Source organism: Trinickia sp. (assembly GCF_051953405.1).
Taxonomy (GTDB): domain Bacteria; phylum Pseudomonadota; class Gammaproteobacteria; order Burkholderiales; family Burkholderiaceae; genus Trinickia.
Map to the genome: position 1 here is coordinate 24,108 of NZ_JBQCIV010000141.1, position 19,140 is coordinate 43,247.

At 62.3% G+C, this 19,140-nt stretch carries 13 protein-coding genes and 1 riboswitch; of the genes, 9 read left to right on the plus strand and 4 right to left on the minus strand.

Going from position 1 to position 19,140, the window contains the following annotated elements:
- Positions 1-35 precede the first annotated feature (35 nt).
- Genes ACTHN9_RS25470 through ACTHN9_RS25485 form a run of 4 tightly spaced genes read left to right on the plus strand, consistent with a single transcriptional unit; the run spans position 36 to position 3,676 of the window.
- Entirely contained in the window at positions 36-860 is an 825-nt protein-coding gene (locus ACTHN9_RS25470) for an ABC transporter permease (RefSeq protein ID WP_440539590.1), read from the plus strand.
- Positions 861-868: 8 nt separating this feature from the next.
- A complete protein-coding gene (locus tag ACTHN9_RS25475) occupies positions 869-1,762 on the plus strand; it encodes an ABC transporter permease (protein WP_440539591.1) in 894 nt (297 codons plus the stop codon).
- Positions 1,763-1,780: 18 nt separating this feature from the next.
- A complete protein-coding gene (locus tag ACTHN9_RS25480; protein WP_440539592.1) occupies positions 1,781-2,806 on the plus strand; it encodes an ABC transporter ATP-binding protein in 1,026 nt (341 codons plus the stop codon).
- A 42-nt stretch (positions 2,807-2,848) separates the two neighbouring features.
- Entirely contained in the window at positions 2,849-3,676 is an 828-nt protein-coding gene (locus tag ACTHN9_RS25485) for a phosphodiesterase (RefSeq protein ID WP_440539593.1), read from the plus strand.
- 93 nt (positions 3,677-3,769) lie between these two features.
- Here the strand turns inward: ACTHN9_RS25485 and ACTHN9_RS25490 are convergent, their stop codons facing one another.
- Positions 3,770-7,195: an RHS repeat-associated core domain-containing protein gene (locus ACTHN9_RS25490; RefSeq protein ID WP_440539594.1), complete on the minus strand. Its 3,426-nt coding sequence runs from the start codon at positions 7,193-7,195 to the stop codon at positions 3,770-3,772.
- Between the two features lie 286 nt (positions 7,196-7,481).
- Between ACTHN9_RS25490 and ACTHN9_RS25495 the strand changes: the two genes are divergently transcribed.
- Both ACTHN9_RS25495 and ACTHN9_RS25500 read left to right on the plus strand, forming a co-directional pair.
- A complete protein-coding gene (locus tag ACTHN9_RS25495) occupies positions 7,482-8,591 on the plus strand; it encodes a hypothetical protein (protein WP_440539595.1) in 1,110 nt (369 codons plus the stop codon).
- 66 nt (positions 8,592-8,657) lie between these two features.
- Positions 8,658-10,208, plus strand: a complete 1,551-nt coding sequence (locus ACTHN9_RS25500; RefSeq protein WP_440539596.1) for a hypothetical protein — start codon at positions 8,658-8,660, stop codon at positions 10,206-10,208.
- Positions 10,209-10,254: 46 nt separating this feature from the next.
- On the opposite strand, the gene ACTHN9_RS25505 is transcribed toward ACTHN9_RS25500, so the two are convergent.
- Positions 10,255-11,202: an EamA family transporter gene (locus ACTHN9_RS25505; RefSeq protein ID WP_440539621.1), complete on the minus strand. Its 948-nt coding sequence runs from the start codon at positions 11,200-11,202 to the stop codon at positions 10,255-10,257.
- 238 nt (positions 11,203-11,440) lie between these two features.
- Positions 11,441-11,552, plus strand: a riboswitch (TPP riboswitch).
- A gap of 75 nt (positions 11,553-11,627) precedes the next feature.
- Between ACTHN9_RS25505 and thiC the strand changes: the two genes are divergently transcribed.
- The 3 genes from thiC to ACTHN9_RS25520 all read left to right on the plus strand — a co-directional run bounded on the left by thiC (position 11,628) and on the right by ACTHN9_RS25520 (position 16,435).
- Positions 11,628-13,559, plus strand: a complete 1,932-nt coding sequence (gene thiC / locus ACTHN9_RS25510) for a phosphomethylpyrimidine synthase ThiC (RefSeq protein WP_440539597.1) — start codon at positions 11,628-11,630, stop codon at positions 13,557-13,559.
- Positions 13,560-13,876: 317 nt separating this feature from the next.
- Complete coding sequence (locus tag ACTHN9_RS25515) at positions 13,877-14,800, plus strand: DMT family transporter (RefSeq protein WP_440539598.1); 924 nt, start codon at positions 13,877-13,879, stop codon at positions 14,798-14,800.
- 360 nt (positions 14,801-15,160) lie between these two features.
- On the plus strand, positions 15,161-16,435 hold the full coding sequence (locus tag ACTHN9_RS25520; RefSeq protein ID WP_440539599.1) for a sensor domain-containing phosphodiesterase: 1,275 nt from the start codon (positions 15,161-15,163) through the stop codon (positions 16,433-16,435).
- A 34-nt stretch (positions 16,436-16,469) separates the two neighbouring features.
- Here ACTHN9_RS25520 and arfB read toward each other — a convergent pair whose 3' ends face one another.
- Both arfB and ACTHN9_RS25530 read right to left on the minus strand, forming a co-directional pair.
- Positions 16,470-16,874, minus strand: a complete 405-nt coding sequence (gene arfB, locus ACTHN9_RS25525; protein ID WP_440539600.1) for an alternative ribosome rescue aminoacyl-tRNA hydrolase ArfB — start codon at positions 16,872-16,874, stop codon at positions 16,470-16,472.
- A complete protein-coding gene (locus ACTHN9_RS25530; protein WP_440539601.1) occupies positions 16,871-19,123 on the minus strand; it encodes an AAA family ATPase in 2,253 nt (750 codons plus the stop codon). The genes arfB and ACTHN9_RS25530 overlap by 4 nt, the downstream gene beginning before the upstream one ends.
- Positions 19,124-19,140 lie beyond the last annotated feature (17 nt).

Below are 19,140 nucleotides of genomic sequence, written 5' to 3' on the forward strand. Positions count from 1 at the left end.
TACCCGATACGGCCTCTCCACGAGCGGTCATCACCATGCACGACATTACCTTTCCTTTACGCTGGCGCATCGCCCTCGTCGCGCCCGCGCTCGCCGTCTTTATCGCATTCTGGCTGCTGCCGATGGCAGTGCTCGTTCACGTGAGCGGCAACGGCGACGCGGTCGCCACCTATCGCGCGCTGCTCACCAACGCGCGCTATATGAACAGCCTCGTCGCCACCGTCGCGCTCTCGGCCGCCGTCACGTTCGCCACGCTCGTGCTGTCGGTGATCTCCGGCCTGCTGCTCGCGCGCCGAGAATTCCCCGGCAAACGCTCCCTCGTTGCCCTGCTCACGTTTCCGCTGGCGTTCCCCGGCGTGGTCGTGGGCTTCATGGTCATCATGCTCGCCGGACGCCAAGGCCTCATCGGCACGCTCACGCAAAAGCTCACCGGCGATCGGTGGGTGTTCGCCTATTCGATGTCGGGTCTTTTTCTCGGCTATCTTTATTTTTCGATTCCGCGCGTGATCGTCACCGTCATGGCGTCGGCCACGAAGCTCGACCCTTCGCTCGAAGAGGCGGCCCGCTCGCTCGGCGCCTCGCCGTGGCAGATCATGCGCGACGTCGTGTTGCCGGGCCTGGCGCCCGGGCTCGTCGCTGCCGGGGCGATTTGCTTCGCGACAGCGATGGGCGCTTTCGGCACCGCGTTCACGCTCGCCACCGACATCGATGTCCTGCCGATGACCATCTATACCGAATTCACCTTGAACGCGAACATGATCACCGCGGCGGGACTGTCTGTCATTCTCGGGATCGTGACCTGGCTCGTGCTGGCACTCGCCCGCAGCGCGACCGGCTCGGCCGTCGCCGCCACCGCGTGAGGCCCGCCATGAATCAACTCACCGATACGGCCCGCTTCGATCGCTCCCCGTCTTGGCTTGCCGAGCGCCTCGCGCCGCGCAAACTGCTCGCACTCGGGCAATGGCTCGTCACGTTCGGCCTGTGCGCGTTTCTCGTTGTGCCTGTCGTCATGTCGATCTTGGCGGGGCTCACCGTGAACTACTTTCGCGGCATCTCGAGCGGGCTGACGCTGCGCTGGCTCGCGCAAGTCTGGGCGCAATACCATGGCTCCGTCTTCCTTTCGCTCGAAATCGCCGCGGCGACGCTCGCCGTCACGCTCGTCACCGGCGTGCCCGCGGCCTACGCGCTGGCGCGCAGCAAGACACGTTGGGCGCGCATCGTCGAAGAGCTGCTCGTGCTGCCGATCGCGCTACCCGGCCTCGCATCCGCACTCGCGCTCATCGTCGTCTACGGCGGGATCACGGCCTTTCGCATGAGCATCGCATTCATCGTCGTCGGCCACGTCGTGTTCACGTTGCCATTCATGGTGCGCGCGGTGGCGGCCGTCGCGGCGAGCGCCGATCTGCGTACGCTCGAGGAAGGCGCGGCCAGCCTCGGCGCCACATTCGTTCAGCGCTTTTTTACCGTCGTGCTGCCGAATTTGAGGCCTGGAATCGTGGCCGGCGCACTGGCTGTGGTCACGCTGTCCGTCGGCGAATTCAATCTGACGTGGATGCTGCACACGCCGGAAACGAAAACGCTGCCCGTGGGACTAGCCGACACCTACGCCTCGCTGCGCATCGAGGTCGGTAGTGCCTACACGATCCTCTTTTTCGCGATGACGATGCCGCTGCTCGTCGCCATGCAGCGTTTCGGTGCGGGGCAAGTCGAACTCGTCCAGCGCGCCGACGCCGCACGTCGTCCCTCGGTCAAGGCCGACTAATTTTCGCTTACCGCCAACATGAAATTCACTCCCGTCCCCATCGCGCTCGCGCAGTGCGGTAAGACATTTCACGGCACGCGCGTGCTCGAACCGCTCGATCTCGCGATCGGCGCGGGCGAAACCGTGGTTCTGCTCGGCCCCTCGGGCTGCGGCAAAACGACGACACTGCGCATCATCGCCGGTCTCGAATCGCCGGATGCGGGCGGCACCGTGCGCTTCGGCGACGACGACGTGACGCGCCTGCCGATCGAGCGGCGTCACGTCGGCATGGTGTTTCAGAGCTATGCCTTGTTTCCGAACCTGACGGTGCGCGGCAACGTCGGCTATGGGCTGAAAATCGCGAAAGCCGAACCGGCGCTCGCACGGCGGCGCGTCGACGAACTGCTCGCGATGATGCGGCTCGAAGCGCATGCCGACAAACCGATTCATCAGCTCTCGGGCGGACAACGCCAACGCGTCGCGCTGGCCCGTGCGCTGGCCCGCGAGCCGCGCGTGCTCCTGCTCGATGAACCGCTGACCGCCCTCGATGCACGCCTGCGCGATGCGCTGCGGCGCGAGATGAATACGTTGCTGCGCGGCCTCGGCGTCACCACGGTCTATGTGACGCACGATCAGGCCGAAGCGATGGAATTGGGCGATCGGATCGTCGTGATGAGCGCGGGGCGCATCGAACAGATCGGCACGCCGCGCGACATCTACTATCGTCCGGCGAACCGCGCCGTTGCGCAGTTCGTCGGCACGATCAATCGACTCGCGGGACAATGGCCGAGCAACCTGCCGGCATCGGCCGGAACGGCCGCAAGCCACGGCGCTCGCGCAGACCTGTTCTTTCGTCCCGAGGACGGGCGGCTCGTGGATCCGAAGGACGCATCGCTGCGCGGGATCGTCGAGACGGTCTCGTTTCTCGGCGAGCGTACGCGCGTCACGGTCACGGGCGCGGCGCCCGATGCCCTCGTGATCGACGTCGCGGGGCGCAGCGAGTGGGCGCCCGGCGCCACGGTCGGTATCGAAATCGCGCCCGAAGGGCTCATCGCACTGCCTTGATCGGCGCCGACGACACACGTCAACACAGACACAGGATTGCCCATGCTACTGGCCCAAATCAGCGATCTGCACATTAAGCGCCCCGGGGCGCTCGCGTATCGGCGCGTCGATACGGCCGCCTATCTCGAACGCTGCGTCGCGCGGCTCGTCGCGCTCGAGCCCAAGCCGGAGGCTGTCGTCGTCACCGGCGATCTCGTCGACTTGGGCACGCTCGCCGAGTACGAGGCGCTCAAGACGCTGCTTGCGCCGCTCACGATGCCCGTGTACTTGCTCGTCGGCAATCACGACGAGCGGGGGGCACTGCGCGAAGTCTTCCCCGATCATGCCTATTTGCGGTCCGGCGGCGAATTCGTCCAATACGCCGTCGACGTCGGCCCGTTGCGCCTCGTCGCGTTGGATTCGCAGATGCCGCAGCAAAGCAGCGGCCATTTGTGTGCGGCGCGCCTCGCTTGGTTGGACACGCAGTTGGCACAAGCACAAGGCAAACCCGTCGTGCTCGCGCTGCATCATCCGCCGTTCGTCTCGGGCATCGGGCATATGGACCGCCAGCGGCTGGATCCGGCATCGAGCGAACGCCTGGCCGCGATCGTCAGCCGCTATCCCAACGTCGAACGCGTGATCTGCGGTCACGTCCATCGCCCCATCTTCACGCGCTTCGCCGGGACGATTGCTTCCGCCGTGCCCGCTCCGGCGCATCAAGTCGCGCTCGATCTGCGCGAGAACGCGCCTTCGGCGTTCCGCCTCGAGCCACCCGCTTTCGCGTTGCATCGATATGCGCCGGAAACGGGCGTGGTGACGCATCACGCTTATGTCGACGAAGGCGAAGGGCCTTTTCCGTTTTACGAGACGGACGGTACGCTGATCGATTAATGCGGCGGTCCGACACACACGGGGCAATCATCGGCACGGACTGAATCGGACTCGACGTCAGCGGATTTTCCGATGTATCGTCCGGGCAATCGGCTAGCGGGGCTCTGGCCATGGCCAATAGTCGCCGTCGTCCAGATTCATCCGCCAAACGTCGTACTTTGCTAGCTCCCTTCTCAGCCAAGCTTGATCTCTCGGGCCAAACCCATTGTTCTCTACACCAGCTCTCAGCACGTCGCGCAACTGCGAGCCTCTATATGCGTTGCCGTCGTCGAACCACTGCCGCTGACGCTCTATCACGCCACTATCCATATCCAACACGCTGTCGTAGTCCTCAGGGGGCCGCGGCGCAGTGGGTGCTTGCTGGCGCTCCCACGCCTCCGAATCGAAGGCATCAGCGCCGGCGTTTCCACCGGCACCTGCCTCGCTCTCCAGCGGACGATAGTCGTCCACTGAAGACTGCAAAACGCCATCCGATTCCCCTCGAAGGTCTGCACCGATATTTCCGAGTTCGGCAATTGACTCCCGAATCGCTTGTGCGCCACCGTCGACAAGCTCCTCTTCCTCGGCCGCTTCTGGCCCCGCAACAAACATGTTGATTCCTTGCCCAAGCCCATCGCCGATGCCCTCCATCCAGTTCGACGCCGTCGGTTCGACCTGCGAGTCGGGGGTACAGCAAGTCAGGCCCCGCGCCAGTCCTCGCGTGACATTGCCCAGAAAATCCCCGACGTCCTGAAGAAAACCTTCTGCCGTGTTTTTTATATCATCGAGCGTGTTAGCCACGTCATCCCAGAATGCGTGGCCCGTGGGATCTCGTCTGTTGATCGGATCCCCGGCACAGTATGCGTACGAGTTAATGCCTCCCTTGCCGAACGGACTTGCACTGTCTGGTGCTGTGAATCGCATAAGCGCAGGCAGATAGGCCCGATATCCGTTACCTAGCTGATAACCGGGCAACACCGTATCGCGATGCAAGCCACTGTAGCCCAACACCGTATGCCACGCCTGAGGTCTTTCTTCGCCGTACGGGCTGTAGCTGAATTGTTCCGTCAAAGAATCAGTGCTGGCATACAGCAAAGAGTCGGTTGTCTCCGAGCCGGCCAGCCATACGCTTCCGGCGCCATTTCGCACCACATATTGGGACGCACATCCCGCTTGCGATCGAAGAATGCGGACATTGGTGTACGGCTGCTGCGGCTGGCCTTGGATGACGTTGACGAGCGCGTTCGCCTCGTAGTAAAAAAAGGACGGATTCGGCTGGCCTTCTATCGTTTGCTTGGTGATTCTGTTCAGCGCGTCGTAAGCGTAGCCACCGCTATGTCCCGTCAGGTTGCTCTGTGCCGAAGTCATTCGCCCCAGCGCGTCATAGTCGAAAGCCTGGCCCATACCATCATTTTTGAGGCGACCGGCAGCGTCATAGCTCATCGTCGCCGACAGCGGATACGAAAGCGATGAGTTAGTGTTCTTGACCGTCGTGAGCTTGCATGGATCGGCCGCATCGTCATATGCGAGAGTAGCGACATTTTCAGTACCGTCGCTAAACTTGGTCGTCGCGCTCGTGACGTTGTTGAATGAATCCAAAAAGAACTTTTGCTCTTGTACCGCGTTGCCATAGCAATCGCATGGCAACGCTCCTGTGCAGGTCCAGTGAATTAGGCGATGGCGTTCGTCATAGTTGAATGTCTCTTGGCGATACTGTGAACCAAGGTGATACGTTGTTCGGGTGCTGAGAAGATCGTTCTTGTTCCACTCTTGCTCGACAAGCCACCGCACCGAAGCGTCTTCAAACAGCGTACGGGAAACCTCACGCCCGTAGTCGTCGACCACTAACTGCACCTCGAATACATGCGCTTCGCCCTCGAGCGCCTCTGTCCTCCATCCCGTGACTCGCCCAGCAGGATCGCGGTGCAACGTCACTTTCGCCGCGCCGTCGCTTACGTCGCTGACTCGTCCAGACGAGTCGCGATTGACAATACGCACCGCACCGTCGACATGAAGATACCGGTACAGCTTGCCGGCGACCGTGTATAGATCATAAGTCGCTGTGGCGACAATACCGTCGAGCGTCAATTGTTTCGTCTTCGGACGTCCCGAAGTTCGCGGCGTGTCGTCCCTCACCGAAGCCCCTTCCGTCGACGACGACAGCAGACCTTGCTTGTCGTACACAAACGCCTGCGTGATCGACGGATCGGTTGATGGCGCAGCCACGGAGGCGGTTTTGTTGCGAAGTTCAGCTACATATGTGTATCGACGCGCGACGCCGTCTGCTGCGGTGATCGTACTCGGCCGCACGTCACTGTCCGAGTCATAAGCATATTGCGCCCGACGGCCTCCAATCGTCGTGGACTTGAGGCGGCCGAAGCCGTCAAACTGCCGCGCCCCCACCGAGCGCCCATTGAGTTTTATCTCGGTTACATCCTTACCGCGCGAATCGGGGCGATAGGTGCGCGTCACGACCGCGCCTGGCGTTACCTGTCCGTTCACGTTTGTCGTCGAGGGCAACGTCGTGTTGATGACACGGCCAACAGCGTCGTATTCGTACGTCGTCGTATAGCCCAGTGCATCAGTCTTGCTTCGCAGCCTGTGCAAACCATCGTAAGACATCGCCTGGCTGCTGTATGGTGTGTCCTTGGTAACGTCAGCGTCCTTCGAATAGCGCGCCACCTTGATCGGACGCCTGCTGACGTCATACGTGATGACCGTCTGGCCTCCTTCGACACTGCCCGTTTCATTGCTTCCGCCGATTTGCACGAGCGTGGTCAACCCAATCGGATCGTGGCTTTTGATGCGGTAGCTGCCGTCGTCACGGTCGATGCGAAATCCTTTGCCCCACGCGTTGTACCCGACGGTCGTCGTTGCGGACCACGACTGTTCTGGGTCCAGCAGCCAGTCGGCCTGCGAGGCAGTCACCAGGCGCCCCAACTCGTCATAGGTGTACGATCGAATTTGGTAATCCGCCTCCGAAACGCCGTCGTCGACGTCGTTGATTCGAACGTACACCAATCGGCCGGCCCCGTCGAAGCCTTGACATACCTTGTTCCGTTGCGACGAATCCTCCGAATTGCCGCCCGCCCGGACAATCTGGAACGCTTCCTCGGTGCCACCAGTGACGATGTAGTCAATGGCAGCTTCATATTCGTAATTCGAACCGACTGCCTGCGTACGTTCGATCAACCGACCAAGCCCATCGTAGTCACCGGTGTCGGTCACCCCTTGCGTGTTGACCACCTTCCATAGCCTGCTGGTGAACTGCGAACGACTGCTACTAGAGCTTCGCTTTAGGTTGTCGTGCGTGCTAACGGTACGTTCGTGCAGTAGCGCTCCCTGCAAGGTTGTGTCGTTTGCGCATGTGAATACTGAACTCTCGGTCAACGATTGACTGGGCGCATCTTTCGCGTAGTGCGTTTGTCTACGACAGCTTAATCGTCCCGCATTGCCCGCATCGGTCGCATAGTCGAATTCGGTCTCCCATAACACCATTGACTCATCTCTGTAAGAAATCTTCTTTGCGAGAATTGGCATTCAGCGCCCCACTGACATTCAATAAATCGACTACCGATCCATGCATTCGCCAGGAAATATTTCGACGATTTAACCCTCGCATGCGAACGCAAGGTTTTTTTCGGAATCGTTATCAAATTTGACCCTGACGCCAGTGGGTTAGCCAGCCGACCAACACGGAACGGGTCACCCATACATCCATGATCGCACGCATTGATCCACAAAAACCTGTTAATTATACCAAGTACACGCACATCAACCCAGGATACAATTCCGACACTCATACCCAATCACCATGGATACAAAAATGAACACCGCACCGTCCTCGGTTTCCAGCAACACTATAAGTATGCAGGACCCGGCAATTTCACCCAGTAACGCACAAAATCTTATTCGCAACAACTATCATCAAATAAAGATAACGGTCTTCTTTAAGCTATATAACGGCACTCACATTCCACCAAATATCATTGAGAAATACTCGACGATCTCGTTTATCGACTACGATAACGGCGCCCAGCTATCCGGTTCGGGGTGGACATGGTCCGACAAGACCAATGGCTACGACATACAATACAATGGTGAACTCGAGAATAGTTTTGAATCCAAGACAGCCGCCCATGACGAGCGAAACACCCAGCGGGCGCTGGACCCTGACCTCGCGGCGTTTACGATGTTTCTCTCCACCGTTGACGAGGAATCGCGCGACCTCGGGTTTAAGGTCGTGTTCGACGCAAAGGCAGCCGGCTACGGATCAGGCAGTCAAACTTTTAACGTCTGGAACAACGGCGACCAGCAACTGCAAAAACCCCCGCACATCAGCATATGCGACCCAAGCCCGTATGACGTACAGAAAGACGTGGTCTCGCGTTACGTGGACACGTATCCCGAATACGATGGAGAGGACGAAGACTACAATCAAGAAAACACGTTTTTTCTAATAAATAGATCCTCCGCATACATTAAAAACGTCATCTTCAATATAGATCCTAGCCTCTCTGAAAAAAACCCTCCTCCCGCCTGGCCACCGATGCCGAACGCCACTGTAAATCCAGAGTGGGCGGGTGGATCGTACGTCTACAACGATACAAGCACTTACCTACCCACCCAAGAGTTTTACCACTTCTTCATATGGCCGATTGGTCCACAAGGAGATGCGTCATTAGCTTTGCCATTCGATCTTACCCCGACTGTAACTTACAACGACGTGCAACCCGCTCTTTGCGTCACCAAAATGTACAATCACAACGCCAACACAAACTACAACAACTGCGGAACGTATTACAACTGTCACCTTCGGATATTCGATCAATGGGGCAACAATTTTACAGCCACAATTAAGATTGAGTACGATGACGACATCGCTGTCAGCATGGCGTCCGGCTGGGTCGAAAGCGGCCGAGTATTCCCGTCGTGAACGCCTGAGCCGGGGAGCCTACGCCTCCCTGCATTACCATAAAAAACAGCACCGATAGGAATAAGCATGAGCGATTCATCGAGCTTCTTTTCACAAGCCGGCAATTTCCCGAGTGCATCGTCGGGAGGCATCGACATGCGAACCGGCATGTTCCACTACTCGATAAAGCTGGGGCACCTTGTCGGGAATAATGGGTTAGGTCCGTCTATCCCAATTACACTGAGCTACACCCCTCTAACATCACTGAATGGCCCGCTTCCAGATGGCATCGGCACCGGGATGTCGCTTGGGCTCACGCTGTACGATGCCAGTACCGACCCCGGCCGCCTTACGCTCTCCACAGGCGAGCAATACGTGATAGACGATGAGACACTCTCTCAGCACATACGGAAGGTTGTGACCTTCAACCGCATTCCGTCGCCGGACGGCAACGGCTACCGCTACAAGGTTGCTTATAAGAGTGGGCGCATCGAGATTCTCGCCGGAGACGATGCACCGTCGGATCTCAAATACGTGGAGCAAATCGTCAATCATCTCGGGTACGCGTTGACATTGACATGGAGCACGGGCTCTGGCGATACCCAGTGGCCAGCTCCTAGGTTGGTACAAGTATCAGACCAACAGACCACGCTGTTGCAAATCGACTACGAGGATGGCGACAATACGTCATTCGTCTTTTTACCCGGCCAAGCCGAGACATACCAAGTCAATCTGACGTTCGACAATGATCAACTGGTGCAGGTATGCAATCCATCGTTAGGCACTGGCGACGCACAAGTATGGACATTGGAGTACGACACCGTTGGGGATGGAAGCTGGGGGCAGTGGCTGACACAGGCGACCTCGCCAGGTGGCCTAACGGAGATCGTGACGTATTCGGCGGACGACATGCACGGGGCCGCTTTCCCGGGAGCGGCATCGCTTCCTGTTTTGCCCCGTGCGGCCTCGTACCTGCGCAATCCAGGTGCGGGCGGCGCGATGCTAACCGCATCATACGAGTACTTTGATTACAACTTCCTCGGCGTCGGTCAGGATAACGGCGATTGGAGTCCCGATACCGATTATTTGTTAGGCTACTTCGACGCAGACTACCTGTACGGGACGACGGAAACTCGCACGTTTACCGATGCCGCGACACAGCAAACGAAGCAGATAGCGACGACCCGGACATACAACTGCTATCACCTGCTGATACAGGACCAAGTAGAGCAAGACGGCTACTCGGTCACGACCGATGTCGCTTACTACGTGCAAGACGCAACGGACTTCGAGAGTCAACTTCCCCAATACCAAAAACCGAAATCGATCACAAAGACCTGGAGTCATTCGTCATCGCAACGCAGCGAAACAACTGGAACGGAATTTGACGAATACGAGAACATCACGAAGCGGGTCGAGCCGTCGCCAGGGTCCGGTCGCGAGGGCATTCAGACCGACTGGGACTACTACCCAGCCGATGGAACCGACGAAGGCTGCCCAGAGGATCCCGACGGATTCGTGCGTTTCGTAAAACGCGTCACCACGACGCCGGGCGATAGCGAGTATGCCGATACCCCGACGCGCATCGAACAATACCAATATGCGTCGTTTCCGGGCGGCCCGGCGGCAGGAGCCTAGCGAGGCGACGACTCGGGTTGGCCCCCGTCTGCTCGCGTATACACGCCTACTTCACCCGCCGTCGATCGAACCAAAACGAAAGCGCTACGCTAGCCAGAATCACGCAGGTCGATACGAGCGTGGCACCGGTCACCGGTTCGCCGAGCGTCAGCGCGCCCAGCGCCACCGCGACGATCGGATTCACATACATACAGCTACTCGCGACGATCGGGCTCGTATGCCGAATCAAGAAGCCGTAGGCGACGTATGCGGCCATCGTCGCCACCGCCATCAAGTAGAGAAACGCGAAAAACGGGCCGAAGCCGAGCGGCCCGACGCGTTCGCCCCCCGTCACGGCGATCAGCGTCGAGATCGCGCCGCCAAGGCCGATTTGCAACGCCGTCGATAAGAACAGATCGGCCGGCAGGGCGAGGCGGCTCGCAAGATGCGCGCCCGCCGCCCAGAACAGCGCGGCGCACAAGATGACGATGGCGCCGCTCGTCGACGAGTTCGACGTATCGCCGCGATTGAGGATGAAGATCCCGATGAGGCCGAGCCCGACGGCCACCCACTCCCCTTTCGCGATGGGCCGGCCGGCGACAGCCGAGATCACCGTCGCGAACAGCGGCACCGTCGCTACCATCACCGCCGCCGTCCCCGTGCCGACACTGCGCATCCCGAACGCGAGCAACCCGCTCGAGAATCCGACGAGCATCGTGCCCACGATCCCGGCGTTGCGTATTTCGACGGATGTCGGCCAGACGAATGGGCGACGCGCCGCCAAGGCGAACAGCCCGATCCCCGCCATTAAGTTGCGCAGTCCGGAAAGCAGCAGCGGCGGAAACGATTCGAGCGCGACGTGCACGGCCAGATAGGCCGAACCCCAAGCGAAATAGACAATGGCGAGCGCGAGCGCGATGCGCCCGCCGTGCGTGCGCGGCAACCGAACGCGGGCGAGGATCGCTAACGGCGCGGCGCGGGCGAAACGGGCGAAACGGGCGATGCGAGGCGGCATGTCGGTCGACAGGTTTCGGACACGGGCGCGCGGCGCAGCGGGGCTATTTCGCGCATTCGTCGTCATTATGCAACGCTCGCTCCGCAAACGCGGCAGCGGTGCGTCGATTCCAGGACGCCAAGGCTCGCCGCGCCGGTTTCGCCGTGATGGCGACAGCGCCAATCCAGCGCCGTCGCGCAAGACTCGCGCCCAAGACTCGCGGTTGCCAAAGGCAGCCCGCCCGGTGTATCTTCTGCGATGCTAACGCGGGGGTCCTGCGTCGTGCCGTCGCACTCGGTACGCGCGGGTGAGAAATACCCTTTGAACCTGATCTGGATAATGCCAGCGCAGGGAAGCGTATGGGCCTACCGGGCCCTGCGCCTTTCTCTCATCCGCCCGACCTTCCTGTCGTCTCCTGCATTAGCGCCCTAATTCAGGAGATTCCCATGAGTGCCAATCCGAAGTTTCTGTCCTCCGAAGCGCACGTCGACGCCGCGGCTGTCGCCCCGCTGCCCAATTCTCAGAAGATTTACGTGACGGGCTCGCGCCCCGATATCCGCGTACCAATGCGGGAAATCGTGCAGGCCGATACGCCGACGGGCTTCGGCGGCGAAAAGAATCCGCCGATCTATGTCTACGATACGTCGGGCCCGTACACCGACCCGCAAGCGAAGATCGACATCCGCGCGGGCTTGCCCGCGCTGCGCCAGAGCTGGATCGAGGAGCGCGGCGATACCGAAGCGCTGTCGGGTCTGACGAGCCAATACGGCCGCGAGCGCGCCGCCGATCCGGCCACGTCGTCGTTGCGTTTCCCCGGCTTGCACCGCACCCCGCGCCGCGCCAAGGGCGGCGCCAACGTCACGCAGATGCACTACGCGCGTCGCGGCATCATCACGCCCGAGATGGAATTCATCGCGATCCGCGAGAATCAGCGTCGCGCCGAATACCTCGAAAGCCTGCGCGCGAGCGGTCCGAACGGCGCCAAGCTCGCGCAGATGATGGGCCGCCAGCACCCGGGGCAAGCATTCGGTGCGGCCGCGTTCGGCGCGGACGCCGCGCGCGAAATCACGCCCGATTTCGTGCGTGAGGAAGTCGCGCGCGGCCGCGCGATCATTCCCGCGAACATCAACCACCCGGAAAGCGAGCCGATGATCATCGGCCGCAACTTCCTCGTCAAAATCAACGCCAATATCGGCAATTCGGCCGTGACGTCGTCGATCGGCGAAGAGGTCGACAAAATGACCTGGGCGATCCGCTGGGGCGGCGACACGGTCATGGATTTGTCGACGGGCAAGCACATTCACGAAACGCGCGAGTGGATCATCCGCAACAGCCCAGTGCCGATCGGCACGGTACCGATCTACCAGGCACTTGAGAAGGTCAACGGCAAAGCCGAAGATCTGACGTGGGAAATCTTCCGCGACACGCTCATCGAACAGGCCGAGCAAGGCGTCGACTACTTCACGATCCACGCCGGCGTGCTGCTGCGTTACGTGCCGCTCACGGCGAACCGGATGACGGGCATCGTCTCGCGCGGCGGTTCGATCATGGCGAAGTGGTGCCTCGCGCACCATAAGGAAAGCTTCCTGTACGAGCATTTCGAAGACATCTGCGACATCATGAAGGCCTACGACGTGAGCTTCTCGCTCGGCGACGGCCTGCGTCCCGGCTCGATCTACGACGCCAACGACGAAGCGCAGCTCGGCGAGCTGAAGACGCTCGGCGAACTCACGCAAACCGCGTGGAAGCACGACGTGCAAGTCATGATCGAAGGCCCCGGCCATGTGCCGATGCAGCTCATCAAAGAGAACATGGACTTGCAGCTGCAATGGTGCGACGAGGCGCCGTTCTACACGCTCGGGCCGCTCACGACCGATATCGCTCCCGGCTACGACCACATCACTTCGGGCATCGGCGCGGCAATGATCGGCTGGTTCGGCACGGCCATGCTTTGCTACGTCACGCCGAAGGAACACCTGGGGCTGCCGAACAAGGACGACGTCAAGGAAGGCATCATCACCTACAAGCTCGCGGCGCATGCGGCCGATCTGGCCAAGGGCCATCCGGGTGCGCAGGTGCGCGACAACGCGCTGTCGAAGGCCCGTTTCGAGTTCCGCTGGGAAGATCAGTTCAACCTCGGCCTCGATCCCGACAAGGCACGCGAATTCCACGACGAGACGCTGCCGAAGGATTCGGCGAAGGTCGCGCATTTCTGCTCGATGTGCGGGCCCCACTTCTGTTCGATGAAGATTACACAGGACGTGCGCGACTTCGCCGCCGCACAAGGCGTCTCCGACGAGGCCGCGCTCTCGAAGGGCATGGAGGAAAAGGCCGTCGAGTTCGTCAAAGGCGGCGCGCAGATCTATCAGCGGCAATAACGCGGAATCCGCGCGGAGTGCGAGTGGCGCGGCAGCCGCTCGTTCCGTGCGCCGCTCGCATCATCGAAGGGACGCGCTCGCGTCCCTTTTTTTCGTCGATGCGCCCTCTCTTGTGCCTGACTTCCGCCTTGGCTACCGGTTCGCCGTCCGACCCATCGACGGTCGATTTCTGCCATTGACCGGCCCGTTATCTCCCGGTGCTTGCCGTTTCATCTCGCGCTGAAATATCGATCGAAGACCCGGTGATACCATGCGTTTCGGTTATCCGAAACCCTCCTGAATAAGACGTCAAACACGCTTGCCGCTCGAGACCGCCAATGAAACCTAGCCACATCGTCCAATTGCTCGTGCTCGCCGCACTATGGGGCGCGTCCTTCCTGTTTATTCGCGTCGGGGTTGCCGAGTTCGGCGTTGCGCCGCTGATGGCGCTGCGCGTCTCGATCGGCGCGATCGTGCTCGTCCTTATGCTCGCCGTGCGCGGCACGCCGCGCGCGTCGTTCGCAACGTTGCGCGCGAAGGCGTTGCCGCTATTCGTCGTCGGCGTGTTGAATTCGGCCGCCCCGTTTTGCCTGTTCGCGTTCGCCGAACTCACGCTCTCCGCCGGCTTGACCTCGGTGATCAATGCCACGACCCCGCTTTGGGGTGCGCTCGTGGCCTTCGTCTGGCTGAAGGATCGTCTGACGCCGCTGCGCACGCTCGGCATGCTCATCGGGTTTTCGGGCGTGGTCTCGCTCGTGTGGGGCCAAATTGCGGAGCCGCACGGCGCCCTCGCACCCTCGGCGCTCGCCACGGCGCTCGCCGCGCTCGCCGCCACCGGTGCGGCCTTGCTCTACGGGATCGCCGCCAATTACACGAAGCGCCACTTGACCGGCGTCGATTCGTTGACGATCGCCACGGGCAGCATGATCGGCGGCAGTCTTGCGCTGATTCCGTTCGCAATCGCCACCTGGCCGTCGGCCCATGTCTCGCTGCACGCTTGGGGCGCGGTGCTAAGCCTCGGTGTAGCATGCACCGGCATCGCCTATCTCATCTTCTTCCATTTGATCAATGTCGCCGGGCCGGCGCGCGCGATCACGGTGACGTTCGTGATCCCTGTCTTCGGGATCCTCTGGGGCGCGTTGTTCCTGAACGAGCAGGTCAACGCGGGCATGATCGAGGGCTGCGCGATCGTCCTCGTCGGCACCGCACTGGCCACCGGCGTCATCAAGCGCATTCCGGGCATCCGTCAACGGCAAGCATAGCCTGCTGCCGCCCGGGCGCGCGATCGTTGCGCCTCCGGGCAGACCCTAGCGCACACGCTGTTCCCGCCCCGCCGAAAGTACGGCGGCCCACGCTCGGCGCCGTTACGCCCCCTCATCTTCCCGCCGTCGGTCTGTCACCGAACGTTCGTCCATCCTGGCGCGGTCTTACGCTGGGCTCGTTTCTTCAGCCCACACTTTGTTACACTGCCCTTTCGTCATATGGACCAGCCTCGGCATGCCTCGTCTTTTCGTTCGCTACCGGTCGAGCGGCTCGCCGTGCGAGACCGGCACGATCTCTTCCCGCGTCTGGCGCGGCGTCCACCGCGTGCGTCCACCGCGCGGGGACGGGCGTCGCTTGTCATGTCGTCCAAACGCGATCTAACGCTCGCCGGCATCTTGCCGCACCTCGCGCGCGATAGCCGCGGGTGGCACATCGTCTATCAGGGCGTGACGCTGCGCAGCGCCTTCCAGCCGGTCGTCTCGATTACGCACAAGCGCGTGGTCGGCTATGAGGCTTTGCTGCGGGCCACCCAGGCGGACGGACAAGCCATCGCCCCCGACCGGCTATTCGCGCGCGCCAAAGCGACGGGCCCGGCGCTCGCGCTCGAACGGCTCGCGCGCTGCGTGCATTTCGCGAATTTCGCCGAGCAAAACGTCGAAACAGGATGGCTCTTCGTCAACGCGCTGCCCCAATTGCTGCGCGTGACGCCGAATCACCGAGCGTTCACCGACGATCTGTGCGATCACTTCGGCATCCCGCATCATCGGCTGGTCATCGAATTGATCGAACAACCGAGTACCGACGAGTCCAACTTCGACCGGATGGTCGACGCGATGCGCGAACGCGATCTGTTGATCGCCATCGACGATTTCGGTACCGGCTTTTCTAACTTCGATCGGATTTGGCGCATGCGCCCCGATATCGTCAAGCTCGACCGATCCTTGGTCTCGCGCATCGCGACGCCGAATGCCGACTCCCAGTTCGCCACGCAATTGGTGACGATGCTGCACCGCGCGGGCACGATGGTGCTCGGCGAAGGTGTCGAAACGGAAGACGAGCTGTTGACACTGATGGAGGCCGACGTCGATTTCGTCCAAGGCTTTTGGCTCGGCCGGCCGAATATGTCCGTCGCGCACGCCTGCGCCGATGCGCCCGCTCGCATCGAATCGATGTGGCAGCGCTTTCATGCGCGCTCGGCCGCGCTGCCGGGAATGCCCGTCGAATTCGGCAGCGTCGAGGAAGCCGTGCTCGGCGGCGCGCGAACCTATAAAGCCACCGACGATCTCTCGCTGGCCGCGCAACATACGTTCCGCAGCCCTTGGGCGCGGCGTGTGTTCGTCGTCGACCGGCATGGCGATCAGCATCGCCCGTCGATTGCCGCGGAACCGCGCTCGGAAGCCCCCCGCATGGCCCCGCTCTTTCCCGACACGGCCAGCAACTGGTCCAGGAGAGCCTATTTCAAGCGTGCGCTGGCCGCCCCCGGGCGCGTCGCCGTCATGGGGCCGCACTACTCGCTCACCGAAGGCAAGGATTGCTACACGGCCGCCGTGACGATCGAGCGAGGCGGCGGATTGGAAGTGTTCTGTGTCGACTTCGTCGCGAGCGTACAAACGCCGTCCGCGAGCGACGATTAAGCGAGCGGCGCTCCGGTTCGACGCATGGCCTGACTCATTCGACCACGCGCCCGCGCCCGGCCTTCACGCCCGAACGACGCGTCTTGCTGTCGAGGCGCCGTACGGTCGATGCACGCGTCGGCCGCGTCGGAATCCGCGCACGGCGCGTCACGCTGACACTGGCGATCAATTCCTCTAGGCGCGCAATCGCCGCCGTCCGGTTCATCTCCTGGGTCCGGTATTCCTGCGCCTTGATGACGACCACGCCTTCGCGCGTCACGCGGCGATCGTCGAGCGCGAGCAACCTCATCTTCAACGCCTCGGGCAGCGACGAAGCACGGATGTCGAAGCGCAGGTGGATTGCGCTCGATACTTTGTTGACATTCTGCCCGCCTGCGCCCTGAGCGCGGACGGCCGTCAACTCCACTTCTTCGGGTAACACACGATACCGCAACGTCATTGCGCCTCCTGCATGCGGGCAAACAATCCCGAGTCGCGCCGCGTGGGCGTGGCGATCGCGCTGGCGAGCACGTCGCGCGCACCCACGATCCGCACCGTCTTGCGCGCGCGGGTAATCGCCGTGTAGACGAGTTCGCGTGCCAGCACGCGGCTCTTCGATGCAGGCAAGACAAGCGCCGCGTGATCGAATTCGGAGCCTTGCGACTTATGCACCGTCAGCGCGAACGCCGTATCGTGCGGCGGCAGCGCCGCGGGCGTCACGGCCCTCGTGCCGCCGTCGGCCGCGCGGAAGTAGACGCGCAATTGCCCTTCGCGCGTGGGCAGCGCAATGCCGATGTCGCCATTGAATAAGCCCAACGCATAGTCGTTGCGCGCCACCATCACCGCGCGCCCGGCAAACCAATTCGTGCCGACCAGCAGCGGGACGCGCGCCGCCCGCCGCACGAAATCGGCCATCTGCGCATTCAGCGCTTCCACCCCGCGCGCGCCGAGCCGAGTGGCGCAAAGGATGCGAAACGTGTTCAAGGCATCGAACAACGGCGCGCAATCGGGTTGCGGCTGCGCGAGCGCCGCCGTCAATGCCTCGACGTAAGGTGCGAAGCCGCGCGCGAGACGCTCGAGCGTCCGGGGCGCCAACGACTGCCCGGCATCCTCGTCGAGCACGGCCGGCCGCTCTCGGCCCGGCACCGCATCGACGGGATCGTGTGCCGCGAACAGGTCGGGCTCGGCGGAAAGCGTCGCCCCGAGCGAATCGAGCGCGGCATCCACGTCGCCGCGTCGAATCGCCAACGACAGCCGGCCGATGGCAGAGTCGAGCCCGAAGCGGTAGTTGCGTTCCAGCCAAACCACGCAATCGACGAGCGGCGCCGGCGCAGACCCGGACGCCGACGGCGAGCGAGCGTCTTCCGGCTTCGCGCGCGTCGTTCCGCTCGCATACGCTTCGCCCGGCTCGTCGCCACCTGCGAAATGCGGCTCGCCGCGTTCGCTCGACGCACCGTCGCCGGCATAGCCGACATCGGGCTCCTCGAGCCCCGTCCACGCCCAATCGTCGTCGATCGCGCCGGCCGGTTCGAGTTCGTCGAACAGGGCAAACGCTTCGTCGTCGCCGCTCAGCGTATCGACGATGGAAGGATCCGCGCCGTGCGTGCTCGCGCCGCGCTCGGGGCGCGGTAATGCTGCTCGGACGCGCAACGTATCGACACCGGTTGCACGCGCGATCCGTGCGATGCCGGCGTCGCTATACGAAGGACAGGCGCTGAGTTCGGCGAAGACAGCGCCCGCTTCGACCGCCGCGAGCTGATCCTTGTCGCCGAGCAGCACGAGACGCGTCTCCGGTGCGAGCGCGTCGAACAGTTGCGCGGCCAACGCCACATCGATCATCGATGCTTCGTCGATCACTAGCACGTCGTACGGCAATGGATTGTCCGGGCCATAGCGCGCACGCGTGCCTCGTCCAAGGCCAAGCAGGCGGTGCAACGTCTGCGAGGTACGCGGCAACCGTGCCGCGATCTCGTCCGGCAAGCTGGCCGCGCGCGCGAGCAACGCCTCCTGCATACGCTGCGCCGCCTTGCCGGTCGGCGCGGCCAAGGCGATGGTCAGTGCGGGATGCGCATCGAGCAGACAGGCAAGCATGCCGACGACCGTCGTCGTCTTGCCGGTGCCGGGCCCACCGCTCACGATGGTCAGCCGGCCCGATAACGCCAAGGCGGCCGCCGCGCGTTGCCAATCGACTTCGCTTGCGTCGGGCGGACCGAAAAAGCGCGCCAGGCGCGCTTCGAGCATGGCGGCCTCGGCCTGCTGCGCGCGAGCCGCCGGCTCGTCGGCGGTCGCAGCCGGCGCGGCGGGTGCACCCGCGTGGCCCACGACGGCCGCCGCAAGCCGCCGTTCGTCGTCGTAATAGCGAGCGAGATAAAGGCGACCGTCACCATCGACGACGAGCGGCCGCAACGCCGCGGCATCCTCCGAGCCGTCCGAGACGACGCCGCTTGCGCGTAGCGCCGCAGCGGCCGTATCGAGCGTTGCACCGTAGCGCTCGGCCAGCCGCGCGAGCGAGACGCAAACGTGGCCCGCGTCCGTTGCGCGACTCGCCGCGAATGCGGCGCGACGCGCCCAGGTCACGGCAACGGGATCGGCACCCAATCGCCCGGCCAAGGCGCCGAGACGACGCGCGAATCCTTCCGCCAGCGCAGCGCCGAATTCGCCGCTTTCGCGCGCGAGACCGGGACGCGACGACGCCGCGGTCGTACTCATGCGAGCCTCCTCGGGTA